Here is a 16,607-nt window from a genome sequence, read left to right as displayed (position 1 = left end):
GTCCCGAAAGGGGCGCGGCGTTTTTGCATGCCGGCTGGCTGGCGAAAGAAACGGCGGCGCGGCCGTTATGCGAGCGTTTCGGCCACTTCCGGCAGGCGCCAGTCGATCGGTTCGCGACCTGCATCGACCAGATAGTCGTTCGCGAGCGCGAAATGCCGGCAACCGAGGAAGCCGCGGTGCGCGGACAGCGGCGACGGATGCGGCGCCTCGAGCACGCAATGCGCGCTCGCGTCGAACAATGCGCGCTTCGCCTGCGCGTGTGCGCCCCACAGCATGAAGACGAGCCCGCGATGGCGGCCGGCGAGTTCGCGGATCAGCGTGTCCGTGCACTGCTCCCAGCCGCGCTTCGCATGGCTCGCGGCGGCACCGCGCTCGACCGTCAGCACCGTGTTGAGCAGCAGCACGCCCTGGCGCGCCCAGGTGTCGAGGCAGCCGTGGCGCGGCGTGTCATGACCGAAGTTCGCGGCGATTTCCTTGAAGATGTTGCGCAGCGACGGCGGCGTGCGCACGGCCGGCGGCACCGAGAACGCGAGCCCGTGCGCCTGCGGCGTGCCGCGATCGTCGCCGTGATACGGATCCTGGCCGAGGATCACGATCTTCACGTCGTCCGGGCTCGTCAGGCGCAGCGCGCGGAACACGTCGGTCGGATAGACCGTCTTGCCGGCCGCGCGCTCGTCGTCGACGAAGCGGCACAGCGGCGCATATGCGTCGCTGTTGGTGAAGGGTTTCAGCACGTCGCGCCAGACGGCCGGCAGCGCGTCGAATTGTGCGGCGAGGTGCGGAACGTCGGCGGCAACAGGCTGCGGTGCCGTCGGGGCCGCAGCTGGTGCGGCGGCTTTCTTTGCGGGCTTGCGCCCGGCCGCGGGCGGCTCGGAAGGCGGGGACGGATTGTCATCCGGTGCCGTTTCCGGCACGAGATCGTCGAACAGCGACGCCTGTTGCGGCGCGCGGGAAGTCTTGCGGGTTGCCATGCGTGATGCGTGATTATTGCGCGCGCAGCCGGTAGCCGCGCTGCGCCTTGCTGATGTTTTCGGGAGCGAGGCCCGGCAGCGCCTGCTGCAGTTCGGCGGCGAGCGTTGCGAGCGCCGCTTCCGGGCCGTCGATCAGTTCGAGTTCGATTTCGCTGATCGGTTCGCGGCGCGTTTCGTGTTCCGCCTGGACGACGATCTCGCCGAGGTCCACCGCCGCTTCGACGGTTGCGCCGCCGATTGCGATGCGCCACAGCGTACGCGAAAAATCCGTGCGGAACAGCGCGGACAGCATGCCGGCCGCGTCATTCAGCGCGGCGGCGGCTTCCGGCACGTCGCAGGCCGCGACGAGCGCATCGATCTCGAGCGCGTCGCCGGCGACCGGCAGTTCCCATTCGTGGCGGCGGTGCAGGCCGCCTTCGGCGCTGCCGACCGTCTTGAACGTCTGCAGCCAGCCGTGCGGCGCGCGGCGCACGCGCACCGCGCTCTTCGAGCGGGCCAGCGCGAGATCGGGGGTGTCGTAATAGACGTTCGCGAGCGTAATGTCGTGACCGGGTTCGCCGGTCAGCGTCTCGAAGAAGCGTCGCGCGGCGTCGGCCTGGCCGGCCGGCAGCGTGAGCTTGATTTCCTTTTCGATCGCCATCAGAAGAACATCCGTGCGAGCTCTTCGCCCGGCTGGTCGGCACGCATGAACGCTTCGCCGACGAGGAACGTGTTCACGTTCGCCGCGCGCATCGTGTCGACGTCGGTGCGCGACAGGATGCCCGATTCGGTCACGACGATCCGGTCGGCCGGAATCATGTCGAGCATGTCGAGCGTCGTCTGGATCGACGTCTCGAACGTGCGCAGGTTGCGGTTGTTGATGCCGAGCAGCGGCGTCTTGAGCGTCAGCGCCTGTTCCATCTCGTTGCGGTCGTGCACTTCGACCAGCACCGCGAGGCCGAGCGAGTGCGCATACGCTTCGAGGTCCTGCATCAGCGGCGTGTCGAGCGCGGCTGCGATCAGCAGGATCGCGTCGGCGCCCATCGCGCGCGCTTCCATGATCTGGTACGCATCGACGATGAAGTCCTTGCGCAACACCGGCAGCGTGCAGGCCGCGCGCGCTTCTTCGAGATAGCGGACGCTGCCCTGGAAGAACTGCTCGTCGGTCAGCACCGACAGGCACGCGGCGCCGTGTGCCGCATACGAACGTGCGATGTCGGCCGGCACGAAATGCTCGCGCAGCACGCCCTTCGACGGGCTCGCCTTCTTGATTTCGGAAATCACCGCCGCGTGGCCGGCCGCGTGCTTCGCACGCAGTGCGCCGACGAAGTCGCGCAGGTCGCGCGCGGATGCGTCCAGTTTCAGTGCCTCGAGCGGTGCGCTGCGCATGGCCGCCGCGACTTCTTCGCGCTTGACGGCGATGATTCGGTCGAGAATGTCGCTCATGTGGATTCCTGCTTGATTCGTAAGGGGAGTCAGCGCTTGAACTGCTGCGTGAAGCGCACGAGTTCGTCGACTTTCGCGCGGGCCTTGCCGCTCGCAATCGCTTCGCGGGCGAGCTGGATGCCGTCCGCGATCGATTCGGCGACGTTCGCCGCATAGAGCGCGGTGCCCGCGTTCAGCGTGACGATCTCGCGCGCGACGCCCGGCTGGTTGTCGAGCGCGCCGAGCAGCATCGTGCGCGATTCGTCGGCATTTTCCACCTTCAGCGTGCGGTTCGACACCATCTGCAGGCCGAAGTCTTCCGGATGGATCTCGTATTCGTGCACCTTGCCGTCGCGCAGTTCGCCGACAAGCGTCGCCGCGCCGAGCGATACCTCGTCCATCCCGTCCTTGCCGTACACGACCAGCACGTGCTGCGCGCCCAGACGCTGCATCACGCGTACCTGGATGCCGACGAGGTCGGGGTGGAACACGCCCATCAACTGGTTCGGCGCGCCGGCCGGATTGGTCAGCGGGCCCAGGATGTTGAAGATCGTGCGCACGCCGAGCTCGCGGCGCACGGCCGCGATGTTCTTCATCGCCGGGTGATGATTCGGCGCGAACATGAAGCCCATGCCCGTTTCGGCGATCGACGCGGCAACCTGGTCGGACTGCAGGTCGATGTTCACGCCGAGCGCCTCGAGCACGTCGGCGCTACCGGACTTGCTCGACACGCCGCGGTTGCCGTGCTTCGCGACCTTCGCGCCGGCTGCCGCCGTGACGAACATCGACGCGGTGGAGATGTTGAACGTGTGCGAGCCGTCGCCGCCGGTGCCGACGATGTCGACGAAGTTCGAGTTGTCCTGCACCTCGACGTGGTTCGCGAATTCGCGCATCACGGTCGCGGCGGCGGCGATCTCGCCGATCGTCTCCTTCTTCACGCGCAGCCCGGTGATGATCGCGGCCGCCATCACGGGCGACATGTCGCCGCGCATGATGAGCCGCATCAGGTGCAGCATCTCGTCGTGGAAGATCTCGCGGTGTTCGATCGTGCGCTGCAGCGCTTCCTGCGGGGTAATCGTCATCGTGAGGCTCCCGTCAGGCTGCGTGCGCGGCCGCGCGGGCCTGCTTCAGGAAGTTCTCGAGCAGCGCATGGCCGTGCTCGGACAGGATCGATTCCGGATGGAACTGTACGCCTTCGATCGGCAGCGTCTTGTGACGCAGGCCCATGATTTCGCCGTCGTCGGTCCACGCGGAAATCTCGAGGCACTCGGGCAGCGATTCGCGCTCGACCGCGAGCGAGTGATAGCGCGTGACGTCGAAGTGCTTCGGCAGGTCGGCGAACACGCCGTGGCAGTCGGTTTCGATCTTGCTCACCTTGCCGTGCATGATGGTCTTCGCGCGCACGACGCGGCCGCCGAATGCCTCGCCGATCGCCTGATGGCCGAGGCAGACGCCGAGGATCGGCTTCTTGCCCGCGAATTCTTTCAGCACGTCGAGCGTGATGCCCGCGTGCTGCGGGTTGCTCGGGCCGGGCGACAGGCAGATTGCGTCGGGATTCAGGCTCGCGATTTCGTCGAGCGTGATTTCGTCGTTGCGGTAGGTGCGCACGTCCTCGCCGAGTTCGCCGAAGTACTGGACCAGGTTGTAGGTAAACGAATCGTAGTTGTCGATCATGAGCAGCATGGTCAGTCTCCGGTCAGAAGTCGCTATCGAGGCCGTCCTGGACCTGTTCGGCCGCACGCAGCACCGCGCGCGCCTTGTTCTCGGTCTCTTGCCATTCGGATTCGGGCACCGAATCCGCGACGACGCCGGCCGCCGCTTGCACATACAGGTTGCCGTTGTGGATCAGGCCCGTGCGGATCGCGATCGCGAGATCCATCTCGCCCGAGAACGACAGGTAGCCGACGGCGCCGCCGTACAACCCGCGCTTGACCGGCTCGAGCTCGTCGATCAGTTCCATCGCGCGGACCTTCGGCGCGCCGGACAGCGTGCCGGCCGGGAACGTCGCGCGCAGCACGTCGTAGTTCGTCATGCCGGGCTTCAGCTTGCCTTCGACCGAGCTGACGATGTGCTGCACGTGCGAGTATTTCTCGATGACCATCTGGTCGGTCACGTGCACCGAGCCGATTTCCGCGATGCGGCCGACGTCGTTGCGCGCGAGGTCGATCAGCATCACGTGCTCGGCGATCTCCTTCGGATCGTTGAGCAGTTCGGTCGCGAGTTCCGCATCGCGCTCGGGCGTGTTGCCGCGCGGGCGCGTACCGGCGAGCGGGCGGATCGTGACGATCTGGTCTTCGCCGCGCTTTTCCTGGCGCACGAGGATTTCCGGCGATGCGCCGACCACGTGGAAATCGCCGAAGTTGTAGTAGTACATGTACGGCGACGGGTTCAGCGAACGCAGCGCGCGATACAGCGACAGCGGATTGTCGCGGTACGGCTTCGTCAGACGCTGGCCGACCTGGATCTGCATCAGTTCGCCGGCAGCGATGTATTCCTTCGCCTGGCGGACGGCAGCCAGATAGTCGTCCTTCTTGAACTCGCGGAACGTCTCGGTGCGCACGCTCGCCGACGTGACGGGCGGCTGCACGGTCGTGCGCAGGCGCTGCTTCAGTTCGCGCAGGCGCTGTTTCGCCTTTGTATAGGCTTCGGCCTGGCTCGGGTCCGCGTAGATGATCAGGTACAGCTTGCCGGCGAGGTTGTCGATGACCGCGACTTCCTCGGTCAGCAGCAACTGGATGTCGGGCAGGCCGAGATCGTCGCGCGGCGCGGTGTTCGCGAGCTTCTTCTCGATGTAGCGCACCGCGTCGTAGCCGAAATAGCCGGCGAGACCGCCGCAGAAGCGCGGCAGGCCCGGGCGCTGCGCCACCTTGAAGCGCGCCTGGAACGATTCGATGAACTGGAACGGGTCGCCGTCATGCGTCTCGACGACCTGGCCGTCGCGCACGACTTCCGACACGCCGTTGCGGGTACGCACGAGCGTACGGGCGGGCAGGCCGATGAACGAATAGCGGCCGAAGCGTTCGCCACCGACCACCGATTCGAGCAGGAACGAGTTGGCGCCCGAGCGTTCGGGCTGGGCCAGCTTCAGGTAGAGGGACAGCGGCGTTTCGAGATCGGCGAGGGCTTCCGCGATCAGCGGGATGCGGTTGTAGCCTTCGTTCGCGAGCGATTGAAATTCGAGTTCGGTCATGTTCCGGTCCTGTTCGGGACGAGCGGCGCGTGCGCCAGGGATCACTTGACGCTGCGCGGGTTGCCGTCGGCGAAAGGGCGGTCGATCGAGAAGTGCCTGTTGCCGGCCGGCACTCCGGGCGTGAACGTCGCGAGCCTGCGGCCGAGCCTGAACGCAAGCGTTCGGACGCGGTAGAACTCGAGGTGGTGCGACGGTCGGCGCGCGGATGCGCAGCGAGATAAAAAACGGCGCTGAAGACGTGCTTCAGCGTACCTCATCGAAGAGGTTAGCGCGACCAGCGACGCCAGGGCCAGGCTCCCCGGTCGATGCTGCTCAGACTCCGTTTTTTATTCAGAAACATGCAGATGGAAGAAATAATCAGATGGTTGGCCGGCCGGCGTTGTGCGCGGTAATCGCGCGAGCTGCGACCAGCAACGAATCGACTATACCATCCGAATTTATCGTTTGTATAGCTTTGCCGTGGTTGTAGCCGTAGGGCACCGTCAGCGTCGCCATCCCGGCCGCGCGGCCTGCCAGCGCATCGTTTTCCGAGTCGCCGATTGCGACCGCCGCATCCGGTGCGATGCCGAGCGCGTTGCAGGCCGTCAGCATCGGCAGCGGATCGGGCTTCTTGCGCGCGACGCTGTCGCCGCCGAGCACGATGCCGAAGCAATCGGCCAGCCCGTATTGCTCGAGCAGCTCGACCGCAAAGCGGTGTGGCTTGTTCGTCACGCACGCGAGCCGGATGCCGGCCGCGCGCAGCGCGTCGAGTCCGGCCGCCACGTCCGGATAGAGGCGCGTGTGTCGGCCGTTGATCTTCGCGTATTCGGTCTGGTAGATCGCCAGCGCGTCGTCGAAGCGCGCGTGCGCTTCGTCGGCCGGGAAGCGCGGCTTCAGCACGCTCTGGATCAGGTGTTCGGAGCCCTTGCCGACGTAGCCGATCACCTCGTCGCGCGACGTGGCCGGCGCGCCGAGCTGCGCGAGCATCCCGTTCAGGCCGGCGGTGAAATCGTCGGCCGTATCGACCATCGTGCCGTCGAGATCGATCAGCGCCGCGTCGATGCGCGGCGCGGCGAAGCGGATCGGGGCGGCGTCCGTTGCGGCCCCGGCCGGCGCATGGCCGGCGAGCGACGAGTTGGCCACGGCGTCAGCTCCGCTCGACGGTAGCGAGCGCGGCGCGCATCTCGTCGATCACCTTGCGGTAGTCCGGCTTGCCGAAGATCGCCGAGCCCGCGACGAAGGTGTCGGCACCGGCCGCCGCGATTTCCGCGATGTTGTCGGTCTTCACGCCGCCGTCGACTTCGAGCAGGATCTCGCGGCCGGTGCGCTCGGTGTACGCGTCGATGCGTGCACGTGCTTCGCGCAGCTTGTTCAGCGTTTCCGGAATGAACGACTGGCCGCCGAAGCCCGGGTTGACCGACATCAGCAGCACGAAGTCGAGGCGATCCATCACGTGGTCGAGGTAGTTCAGCGGCGTGGCCGGGTTGAACACGAGGCCGGCCTTGCAGCCGTGGTCGCGGATCAGCGACAGCGTGCGGTCGATGTGATCGGAGCCTTCCGGGTGGAAGCTGATCAGGTTCGCACCGGCCTTTGCGAAATCGGGCACGATCCGGTCGACCGGGCGCACCATCAGGTGCACGTCGATCGGCACCTGCACGTGCGGGCGGATCGCTTCGCATACGAGCGGGCCGATCGTCAGGTTCGGCACATAATGGTTGTCCATCACGTCGAAGTGGATCCAGTCGGCGCCGGCGGCGACGACGTTGCGGACTTCTTCGCCGAGCCGTGCGAAATCGGCCGACAGGATGCTGGGAGCGATACGAAATTGGGTCATGGCAGGGGAGCGGGGACGTTGCGGCGCAAAACCGTCATTCTACCGTCCGGCGACCCGGTGCGCGGCGGCGGGCCGTGCGGCCGAGGCCCGATTGCGCATAGAATGCCGAACCAATGCGGCGCGCCCGCGGCCCCGTTGCCCATGCCGGCACGGGCAGTCACTTTCCACCGGAAACATCATGAGTCAGTATCAGTTCACCGTTTCGGTGAAAACCAGCTACTTGCCGGAACAATCCGACCCCGATCGCCGTCAATACGCATTCGCGTACACGCTGACGATCCGCAACACGGGGCAGGTCGCGGCGCAGCTGATCGCGCGTCACTGGATCATCACGGACAGCGAGAACCACGTGCAGGAAGTGAAGGGGCTCGGCGTCGTCGGGCACCAGCCGCTGCTGCAGCCGGGCGAGCACTTCGAGTACACGAGCTGGGCCGTGATCGCGACGCCGGTCGGCACGATGCGGGGCGAGTACTTCTGCGTGGCGGAAGACGGCGAGCGCTTCGAGGCGCCGGTCGACGAGTTTGCACTGCACATGCCGCGCACGCTGCATTGAGCGTGCGGAGGGCGTCAGTGCGTTAGCGCGGCTGGCGGTCGTTGTTGCTGCGGGCGTGCTTCTTCCTGCCCGACGACGTCCACACGACGATGAAGATCAGCAGGGCGAGCGCTACGAAGGCTTCGAGCGCGAAGATGAGCATCGGATATTGGTCGAGAAAATCTGACATGGCGGTTTCCATCAAGAACGGACATTGTATGTGGTTTGGGCCCCGGTTGGCCGGGTGGGTTGCGGCGGCCGCGGCAGCGGCGCTGCTCGCCGCGTGCGGTGGCGCGCCGACGCGGACGTCGTCGCTGAAGCCGCCGACCGGCGCGGCGATCGTGCCGGGCCAGGTCGCCGCGAAGCGGCTCACGCCGGTCGCGTGGCAGCAGGTGCCGGGCTGGCAGGACGATTCGCTGATCGGCGCGACGGCCGCGCTGCGGCAAAACTGCGTGCGGCTCGCGCGCCAGCCGGCCTGGCAGCGTGCTTGCGCGGCCGTTGACCGGCTCGACGAGCTCGACGTCAGCAGTGCACGTACGTTCTTCGAAACGTATTTCACGCCGTTCCAGCTCGCGAACACCGACGGTACGCTCGACGGGCTCGTGACCGGCTATTACGAGCCGCTGCTGCATGGTTCGCGCGTGCGTCGCGGTCCGTATCAGTACGCGCTCTACCGCTGGCCGGCCGGTTATCGCGCGGGCGCCGCGCTGCCGGTACGCGCGCAGCTCGAGCGCGCCGGCATCCTGACCGGCAACGAACTCGTATGGGTCGACGACCCGATCGAAGCGTTCTTCCTGCAGGTGCAGGGCTCGGGGCGCGTGCTGCTCGACGACGGTTCGGTAATGCGGGTCGGCTTCGGCGGCACCAACAACCAGCCGTACCGTTCGATCGGCAAGTGGCTGCTCGATCGTGGCGAGCTGACGCCCGCTCAGGCGACGATGCAGGGCATCAAGGCGTGGGCGAAGGCGAACCCGAACCGCGTCGACGCGTTGCTCGACACGAACCCGCGGTTCGTGTTCTTCCGCGACATGCCGACCAAGGAAGATGCACCGCACGGTGGCGCGGACGGCCCGATCGGCGCGCTCGGCGTACCGTTGACGCCGGAGCGTTCGATCGCCGTCGACCCGTCGTCGATCCCGCTCGGCACGCCGGTGTTCCTGCAGACCACGCGTCCGCTGACGAATACGCCGATGAACCGGCTCGTGTTCGCGCAGGATACGGGCTCCGCGATCAAGGGCGGCGTACGCGCCGACTATTTCTGGGGGCTCGGCGACGACGCGGGCGATCAGGCCGGTCGGATGAAGCAGGTCGGCCGGATGTGGCTGCTGTTCCCGAATTCGTGACATGAGGCGGCACGGGTTGCCCGGGTCGCCACCGATGCATCAGCCTCGGCATTCGTGGGCGCGACGGTGTGCGTCGGGTGCGGCGCTCTGATTTCGAGGGCGTCAGTGTCGTGACAGTCTTCGTGATGCGCGTGTCGCGTCGACGGGCGCTCCAACGGCGCTCCTGAATGAAACAGCCCGATCGGTGTTGGCCGATCGGGCTGTTTCATTTGCAGCCACGGATTCACCGCGCGTCATGCACGCGCGGCGATTGCCGTCAGCCCTTGCGCTTGTCGATGACGCGTCGCGCCTTGCCGACCGACCGCTCGATCCCGTTCACGGGCAGCACGTTGATCACGGCCGTCACGCCGATCAGCGATTTGATGTCGTATGCGAGCGCCTGTTTTGCCGCATGGATCGCCGCCGTATCGGGCGCGGTCTCGGGGCAGGGCTCGACGTTGAGCGTCAGCACGTCGAGCGGGCCTTCCTTCGTCAGCACGATCTGATAGTGCGGCGCGAGCGCGCGCTGCTTGAGCAACTGCTCCTCGATTTGCGTCGGGAACACGTTGACGCCGCGCACGATCATCATGTCGTCCGAGCGCCCCGTGATCTTCTCCATGCGGCGCATCGTGCGGGCCGTGCCGGGCAACAGCCGCGTGAGGTCGCGGGTCCGGTAGCGGACGATCGGCAGCGCCTCCTTCGTCAGCGACGTGAACACGAGCTCGCCGAGTTCACCGTCCGGAAGCACTGCGCCGGTTTCGGGATCGATGATTTCCGGATAGAAGTGGTCTTCCCAGATGGTCGGGCCGTCCTTGGTCTCGACGCATTCGGACGCGACGCCGGGGCCCATCACTTCGGACAACCCGTAGATGTCGACCGCGTCGATGCCCATCCGCTGCTCGATCGCGACGCGCATGTCGTTGGTCCAGGGTTCCGCACCGAAGATGCCGATGCGCAGCGAACTCTGCGCGGGATCGAGACCCTGGCGCTCGATTTCGTCGGCGATCGACAGCATGTAGCTCGGTGTCACCATGATGATGTCGGGCCGGAAATCCTGGATCAGCTGTACCTGCTTCTCGGTCTGGCCGCCACCGAACGGAATGACGGTCAACCCCGCGCGTTCGGCGCCGTAGTGCGCGCCGAGCCCGCCCGTGAACAAGCCGTAGCCATAGCTGACGTGCACCTTGTCGCCGCGGCGCGCCCCGGCGGCGCGGATCGAACGTGCGACGAGATTCGCCCACGTGTCGATGTCGCCGGCCGTATAGCCGACGACCGTCGGCTTGCCGGTCGTGCCCGACGACGCATGAATGCGCGAGATCTGGTCCTGCGGCACCGCGAACATCCCGAACGGGTAACTGTCGCGCAGGTCGCTCTTCGTCGTGAACGGGAAGCGCGACAGGTCGGCGAGCGTCTTCAGGTCGTCCGGATGGACGCCCGCATCGTCGAACTTGCGACGATAGACGGGGGAGTGGTCATACGCATGCCGGAGCGACCACTTGAGGCGTTCGAGCTGCAGCGCGGTCAGCTCGTCGCGTGAGGCGGTCTCGATCGGCTCGAGCGGTAGCGGGGTAGTCATGCCTGTCTCCAGTGTTTGTTATGTGCGAGCCGTCGACGTCAGCGGTCTTCCGGGATGACCGTGCCCTTGATCTGGGCGGATTTGCCGCGAAACATCGCGACGGTTTCGCCGGTCTGGTTCGTGACGCGGATGTCGTAGATGCCTTGGCGGCCGGCGCGCGCTTGCTCGATCGCTTCGGCCGTCAGCACGTCATCGCCGTGCACGGGGCGCAGGAATTCGATCGAACAGCCGGCCGCGACGGTATTCACGTTGTACGAGTTGCACGCGAACGCGAACGTCGAATCTGCGAGCGTGAAGATGATCCCGCCATGGCAGGTCTGATGCCCGTTCAGGAATTCGGGCCGCACGCGCATCTGCAGGCGCGCGTAGCCGGCGCGTACTTCGGCGATTTCCATGCCGAACGCGCGGCTGCATGCGTCGGCGTCGTACATGGCCCGCGCAGCGGCGCGGGCAAGCGAATCGGGGTCGAGCGTGGCAGTGGCGTTCGTCATGTCAACGCCCCTCGAAGCGCGGCGCGCGCTTTTCGATGAATGCCGTCACGCCTTCCGCATAGTCGTGCGACTGGCCGAGCTTGCGCTGCAGGTCGCGTTCCAGGTCGAGCTGCTGGTCGAGCGTGTTCGTGACACTGTCGCGCATCGATTGCTTGATCGATGCGATCGCGAGCGTCGGCTGCTGCGCAAGCTGGGTGGCGAGCTGGCGGGCTGACGCGACGAGTGCGTCGTCGTCGACCGCGCGCCAGATCAAGCCCCATTGCTCGGCCTGTTCGGCACCGAGCTTGTCGCCGGTCAGCGCGAGCCCCAGCGCGCGTGCCATCCCGACGCGTTGCGGCAGGAACCACGTACCGCCCGAATCGGGTACGAGCCCGATCTTGACGAAGGCCTGGATGAAACTGCTCGAGCGGGCGGCGAACACCAGATCGCACGCGAGCGCGAGATTCGCGCCGGCGCCGGCCGCCGTGCCGTTGACGGCGGCGATCACCGGAATCGGCAGACGCTGCAGGCGGCGGATCAGCGGATTGAAGTGCTCGTCGATCAGCGTGCCGAGGTCGGTGGACGCGCCTGGGGTGAAGTCGAGATCGGCCAGGTCCTGGCCCGCGCAGAAGCCGCGCCCCGCACCTGTCAGGATCAGAGCGCGCGCGCCGGCCGCTTCGACATCATCGAGTGCCGACTGCAGCTCGCGATGCATCGCCCGCGTGAAGCTGTTCAGCTTGTCGGGGCGGTTGAGGGTAATCGTGGCCACATTCGAGGCCTGATCGATATCCAGCTGAATCGCCTGATAGGACATGCATGTCTCCTTCATGACTTCGTTATAGGCGCGCGGTGCGTGGGTTACACGCGTTCGATCGCGAGCGCGATGCCCTGGCCGACGCCGATGCACATCGTACAGAGTGCAAAGCGGCCGCCTGTACGCTCGAGTTGGTGGAGCGCGGTGGTCACGAGCCGGGCGCCCGATGCGCCGAGCGGATGGCCCAGTGCGATCGCACCGCCGTTCGGGTTCACGCGCGGATCGTCGTCGGCGACGCCGAGCATGCGCAGTACCGCGAGGCCTTGCGATGCGAACGCCTCGTTCAGTTCGATCACGTCGAACTGGTCGATGGTCATGCCGAGCTGGCGCAGCAGTTTCTGCGTGGCCGGCGCGGGGCCGATGCCCATCACGCGGGGCGCGACGCCGGCCGTCGCCATGCCGATGACGCGTGCGCGGCGGCGCAAGCCGTACTGGTCGGCTGCCTGCGCATTGGCGAGCAGTAGCGCGCACGCACCGTCGTTGACGCCGGATGCGTTGCCGGCCGTCACCGAACCGTCCGGACGCACGACGCCTTTCAGCTTCGCGAGCGCTTCGAGCGACGTCTCGCGCGGATGCTCGTCGCGCGACACGACCACCGGATCGCCTTTCTTCTGCGGAATCGTGACTGCGACGATTTCGTCGGCGAGCGTGCCGTCCTGCTGCGCACGCGCGGCCTTCTGCTGGCTGCGCAGCGCGAACAGATCCTGGTCGGCGCGGCTGATGTTGTAGTCGACCGCGACGTTTTCGGCCGTCTCGGGCATCGAATCGACGCCATACAACTGTTTCATCAGCGGATTGATGAAACGCCAGCCGATCGTCGTGTCGAAAATGTCAGCCTGGCGTGCGAACGCGCTCGTGGCCTTGCCCATCACGAACGGCGCACGCGTCATGCTCTCGACGCCGCCTGCGATCATCAGGCGCGCCTCGCCCGCCTTGATCGCGCGCGCGGCCGTGCCGATCGCATCCATCCCGGAGCCGCACAGCCGGTTCAGCGTCGTGCCGGGCACGTCGGTCGGCAGGCCCGCGAGTAGCGCCGACATGCGCGCGACGTTGCGGTTGTCCTCGCCGGCCTGGTTCGCGCAGCCATAGATCACGTCATCGATCGCCGTCCAGTCGACGTCACGGTTGCGCTCGATGAGCGCCTTGAGCGGTACCGCACCGAGGTCGTCGGCGCGGACATCTTTCAGTGCGCCGCCGTAGCGGCCGATGGGGGTGCGAATCGCGTCGCAGATATAGGCGTCTGTCATGGGCGTATCGATGTGCAACGAACCCGCCGGGTGGCGGATTCGTTCATGGTAGAGAACGTGGCGGCGTTTGCACGTCGGCCATTCGGGTTATGCCGGTTGGCCGGCTTCCACAGGTGCAGCCTTCGGGGCAACATGGACGCGGCTTTGCACCACGCGGAACCGGTTGGCGACGAACGCCGGGTCGGCCAGTGCCGCGTTGGCTGCCGGGTTCGCGCCCGTGCCGTGGAAATCCGAGAACGCTGCCGACTGGTTCACGAACACGCCGCCCGTCAGGTTGATCGACAGCGCGACACCGCCGCGCACCGCCGCGTCGTGGGCGGCGTCGACGATCGCATCGTCGGTGCTGTAAACGGAGAGCGTCAGCGCGCCATGATCGGCCGCAATTTCGCCGGCGAGATCGAGCGACTGCGCGGTCGAGTCGGTCGCGATCACGAACGAGATCGGGCCGAACCACTCCTGCGTGAATTTCTCGCGATCGGCCACGTCGAGTTGCAGCACGAGCGGCGTGCGCACGCGGGCATCGGGGAACGCAGGGTGCTGGAGGGTAAGGCTGTCGGCGAGCACGCGGCCGAGCTGGCGGGCGTCGTCGATGCGTGCGGTCACGCCTTCGTTCTGGATTGCGCCGATCAGTTCGACCGAGCGTGCCGGGTCGCCGGTGAGCTTTTGCACGGCAACGGCGATTGCCTGTGCGACTTCGTCGAAGCTCGCATGGCCGTCCGCCGTCCGGATGCCGTCGCGCGGCACATAGATGTTCTGCGGCGCCGTGCACATCTGGCCGGAGTACAGCGCCAGCGAGAATGCAATGTTCTTGGCTGCGGCCTTCAGGTCGTCGGTCGAGTCGATCACGATCTGATTGACGCCGGCCTTCTCGGTATAGACCTGTGCCTGATGGGCATGGCGTTCGAGCCACGTGCCGTTTTGCGTGCTGCCGGTGAAGTCGATCAGCTTGATCTCGGGGCGCAGCGCGAGATCCTGAACGAGTGCGCCGTCGTTGGGTTCGGTCGCGAGGAGCGTGACGACGTTCGGATCGAAACCGGCTTCACGCAGTACGTCGCGAGCGATCCGGACGGTGACGGCGAGCGGCAGGATCGCGCCCGGATGCGGTTTGACGATCACGGTATTGCCGGTTGCCAGATCGGCGAACAGGCCCGGGTAGCCGTTCCAGGTCGGGAACGTGCAGCAGCCGAGCACGAGCCCGGTGCCGCGCGGGACGATCGTGTAGCGCTTGTGCATCGCGAGCGGCGGATTCTTGCCTTGCGGCTTTTCCCAGTGCGCATCGGCCGGGATGCGGCGCAGTTCGTCCCATGCATAGGCGACAGCCTCGAGCGCACGATCTTGTGCGTGCGGGCCGCCGGCCTGGAAGGCCATCATGAATGCCTGACCCGTGGTGTGCATCACGCTGTAGGCGATCTCGAAGCTTGCGCGATTCAGGCGCGCGAGGATTTCGAGGCTGACGCCGATCCAGGCGCTCGGGCCGGCTTCGCGCCACGAGCGTTGCGCAGCGGCAGCGGCGGCGATCAGTTCGTCGGGCGTCGACTTCGGATACCGGATGCCCAGTGCAATGCCGTACGGCGACCGCTCTGCGCCGACCGTTTCGCCGGACGCCGGCTGATCGAGCGCGAACGTCTGGTCGAGGTGCGACTTGAACGCGGCCTCGCCATCTGCGTTCGCGCTTTCCCCGTACACTTTGGGGCTCGGCATTTCAGCGAACGGGCTCCAGTACCCGCGGCTCTCGATGGCGGCGAGTGCGTGCTTCAGCGTGTCTTCGTGCTTCGTGAACAGTGCATGGGTCATGGCGGCAGCCTGATGGACGTTGAGAGGGGTTGGATCGATTAATTAACCGACCGGTTGGTCGGAGAATGGTAGCATCAAACTATTCGCATGTGCGAGGCGTTTCTCATTTCATTGATCGAGGAGAAATAGATGGCTTACGAGAACATCCTGGTGGAGACCCGGGGGCGTGTCGGGTTGGTTACGCTGAACCGCCCGAAGGCGCTGAATGCGCTGAACGATGCGCTGATGGATGAGCTGGGTGACGCGCTGAAGGCGTTCGATGCGGACGATGGCATCGGCGCGATCGTCGTGACCGGGAGCGAGAAGGCGTTCGCGGCGGGCGCGGACATCGGCATGATGGCGACCTACTCCTATATGGATGCCTACCGGGGCGACTACATCACGCGCAACTGGGAGACGGTCCGCGAGATCCGCAAGCCGATCATTGCCGCGGTTTCGGGCTTTGCGCTGGGCGGTGGCTGTGAGCTGGCCATGATGTGCGACATCATCTTCGCGGCGGACACGGCCAAGTTCGGCCAGCCGGAAATCAAGCTGGGTGTCATGCCGGGTGCGGGTGGCACGCAGCGTCTGCCGCGCGCGGTGTCGAAGGCGAAGGCGATGGACATGTGCCTGACGGCCCGCTTCATGGATGCGGCCGAAGCGGAGCGCGCGGGGCTCGTGTCGCGCGTGCTGCCGGCCGCCACGCTGCTCGACGAGGCGATTGCCGCCGCGGCGACGATCGCCGAGTTTTCGCTGCCGGCGGTCATGATGGTCAAGGAATCGGTGAACCGTGCGTACGAGACGACGCTGGCCGAAGGCGTTCACTTCGAGCGTCGGCTGTTCCATTCGCTGTTCGCGACCGAAGACCAGAAGGAGGGGATGGCGGCATTCGTCGAAAAACGGAAGCCGGTATTCAAGCACCGCTGATCGGGCAACCTGGGTAGGCGGTCGGCGACTGGTCGGTATCGGTTGTCGGCGTGATTACCCGGCCCGTCGAGCCCGAAGCCCCCGTGCGCGGCAGCGCACGGGGGCTTTTTCAAAATATTTTCACAAAGGGGCTTGCGTAGTTGGGGGCGGGTGCTTAGAATCACGCCTCTTTCGCGCTAACGGAAACGCGGCGCGGGAGAGGGAAGCAAGGGTTGGTGGTGTGCTGCAGTCAGGGGCGCGCAACTGGCCTGGAAGTTGAGCCCCGCAGTCGCAACGAAGTAGTTAAAAAAGTTGTTGACGAAATGCGAAACACGGTTCATAATCTCGCTTCTCTGCTGCTGAAAACGCAGCGCTGCTGAGAAACACGAAGTTCCTCGCAGAAACGCTCTTTAAAAATTAACAGCCGATAAGTGTGGGCGCTTGATGGAAGCGAGCTGATCTTCGGATCAGATAGCGAAAGTATCAAGAGTCTCACACTAAAGTAAGTCAGGTTTATGAAGCAATTCATATTCCTGTCAGCTTTGAGTGAGCGACCGGTTCTTAACTGAACCGAAAACAGTAACAGGTT

General features: G+C 65.9%; 17 protein-coding genes. 3 read left to right on the top strand and 14 right to left on the bottom strand.

Features of this window, described 5'->3' with window-relative positions:
* Nucleotides 1–65 precede the first annotated feature (65 nt).
* The 8 genes from LGN19_RS31680 to rpe all read right to left on the bottom strand — a co-directional run bounded on the left by LGN19_RS31680 (nucleotide 66) and on the right by rpe (nucleotide 7,378).
* Nucleotides 66–971, bottom strand: a complete 906-nt coding sequence (locus tag LGN19_RS31680) for a uracil-DNA glycosylase (protein ID WP_226219177.1) — start codon at nucleotides 969–971, stop codon at nucleotides 66–68.
* A gap of 13 nt (nucleotides 972–984) precedes the next feature.
* Nucleotides 985–1,611, bottom strand: a complete 627-nt coding sequence (locus LGN19_RS31675; protein ID WP_226219175.1) for a CYTH domain-containing protein — start codon at nucleotides 1,609–1,611, stop codon at nucleotides 985–987.
* A complete protein-coding gene (gene trpC / locus LGN19_RS31670; protein WP_043191548.1) occupies nucleotides 1,611–2,396 on the bottom strand; it encodes an indole-3-glycerol phosphate synthase TrpC in 786 nt (261 codons plus the stop codon). Before trpC ends, LGN19_RS31675 begins: the two co-directional genes overlap by 1 nt.
* A 29-nt stretch (nucleotides 2,397–2,425) precedes the next feature.
* Complete coding sequence (gene trpD / locus LGN19_RS31665) at nucleotides 2,426–3,457, bottom strand: anthranilate phosphoribosyltransferase (RefSeq protein WP_043191545.1); 1,032 nt, start codon at nucleotides 3,455–3,457, stop codon at nucleotides 2,426–2,428.
* A gap of 13 nt (nucleotides 3,458–3,470) precedes the next feature.
* Nucleotides 3,471–4,058, bottom strand: a complete 588-nt coding sequence (locus LGN19_RS31660) for an aminodeoxychorismate/anthranilate synthase component II (protein WP_226219173.1) — start codon at nucleotides 4,056–4,058, stop codon at nucleotides 3,471–3,473.
* 13 nt (nucleotides 4,059–4,071) lie between these two features.
* Complete coding sequence (gene trpE / locus LGN19_RS31655; RefSeq protein WP_039362349.1) at nucleotides 4,072–5,565, bottom strand: anthranilate synthase component I; 1,494 nt, start codon at nucleotides 5,563–5,565, stop codon at nucleotides 4,072–4,074.
* Between the two features lie 357 nt (nucleotides 5,566–5,922).
* The gene (locus tag LGN19_RS31650) at nucleotides 5,923–6,687 is read right to left on the bottom strand and encodes a phosphoglycolate phosphatase (RefSeq protein ID WP_226219171.1); all 765 of its coding nucleotides are present in this window, start codon (nucleotides 6,685–6,687) and stop codon (nucleotides 5,923–5,925) included.
* 4 nt (nucleotides 6,688–6,691) lie between these two features.
* Entirely contained in the window at nucleotides 6,692–7,378 is a 687-nt protein-coding gene (rpe, locus tag LGN19_RS31645) for a ribulose-phosphate 3-epimerase (RefSeq protein WP_011883156.1), read from the bottom strand.
* Nucleotides 7,379–7,556: 178 nt separating this feature from the next.
* Here rpe and apaG point away from each other — a divergent pair, with 178 nt between their 5' ends.
* On the top strand, nucleotides 7,557–7,931 hold the full coding sequence (gene apaG, locus LGN19_RS31640) for a Co2+/Mg2+ efflux protein ApaG (protein ID WP_122944377.1): 375 nt from the start codon (nucleotides 7,557–7,559) through the stop codon (nucleotides 7,929–7,931).
* Between the two features lie 89 nt (nucleotides 7,932–8,020).
* Entirely contained in the window at nucleotides 8,021–9,253 is a 1,233-nt protein-coding gene (locus LGN19_RS31635; RefSeq protein WP_226219169.1) for a murein transglycosylase A, read from the top strand.
* 256 nt (nucleotides 9,254–9,509) lie between these two features.
* Here LGN19_RS31635 and paaK read toward each other — a convergent pair whose 3' ends face one another.
* The 5 genes from paaK to paaN all read right to left on the bottom strand — a co-directional run bounded on the left by paaK (nucleotide 9,510) and on the right by paaN (nucleotide 15,133).
* The gene (paaK, locus tag LGN19_RS31630; protein WP_175222752.1) at nucleotides 9,510–10,808 is read right to left on the bottom strand and encodes a phenylacetate--CoA ligase PaaK; all 1,299 of its coding nucleotides are present in this window, start codon (nucleotides 10,806–10,808) and stop codon (nucleotides 9,510–9,512) included.
* A 38-nt stretch (nucleotides 10,809–10,846) separates the two neighbouring features.
* Nucleotides 10,847–11,299: a hydroxyphenylacetyl-CoA thioesterase PaaI gene (paaI, locus tag LGN19_RS31625; RefSeq protein WP_122944380.1), complete on the bottom strand. Its 453-nt coding sequence runs from the start codon at nucleotides 11,297–11,299 to the stop codon at nucleotides 10,847–10,849.
* Between the two features lies 1 nt (nucleotide 11,300).
* Nucleotides 11,301–12,092, bottom strand: a complete 792-nt coding sequence (gene paaG, locus LGN19_RS31620) for a 2-(1,2-epoxy-1,2-dihydrophenyl)acetyl-CoA isomerase PaaG (RefSeq protein WP_122944381.1) — start codon at nucleotides 12,090–12,092, stop codon at nucleotides 11,301–11,303.
* 44 nt (nucleotides 12,093–12,136) lie between these two features.
* Entirely contained in the window at nucleotides 12,137–13,339 is a 1,203-nt protein-coding gene (pcaF, locus tag LGN19_RS31615) for a 3-oxoadipyl-CoA thiolase (protein WP_174958848.1), read from the bottom strand.
* Between the two features lie 87 nt (nucleotides 13,340–13,426).
* Nucleotides 13,427–15,133, bottom strand: coding sequence for a phenylacetic acid degradation protein PaaN (gene paaN / locus LGN19_RS31610; protein WP_226219167.1), 1,707 nt, complete (start codon nucleotides 15,131–15,133; stop codon nucleotides 13,427–13,429).
* Between the two features lie 129 nt (nucleotides 15,134–15,262).
* Here paaN and LGN19_RS31605 point away from each other — a divergent pair, with 129 nt between their 5' ends.
* Entirely contained in the window at nucleotides 15,263–16,039 is a 777-nt protein-coding gene (locus tag LGN19_RS31605; RefSeq protein ID WP_122944384.1) for an enoyl-CoA hydratase, read from the top strand.
* A 316-nt stretch (nucleotides 16,040–16,355) separates the two neighbouring features.
* Here the strand turns inward: LGN19_RS31605 and LGN19_RS31600 are convergent.
* Nucleotides 16,356–16,607: hypothetical protein (locus LGN19_RS31600; protein ID WP_226219165.1), on the bottom strand; the 252-nt coding region annotated here is incomplete at its 5' end.

Origin of the sequence: Burkholderia sp. AU30198, from assembly GCF_020419825.1 — a bacterium.
GTDB lineage: Bacteria > Pseudomonadota > Gammaproteobacteria > Burkholderiales > Burkholderiaceae > Burkholderia.
The sequence above is the reverse complement of the archived record's forward strand: the minus strand, read 5'-3'. Positions and strand labels throughout refer to the sequence as shown.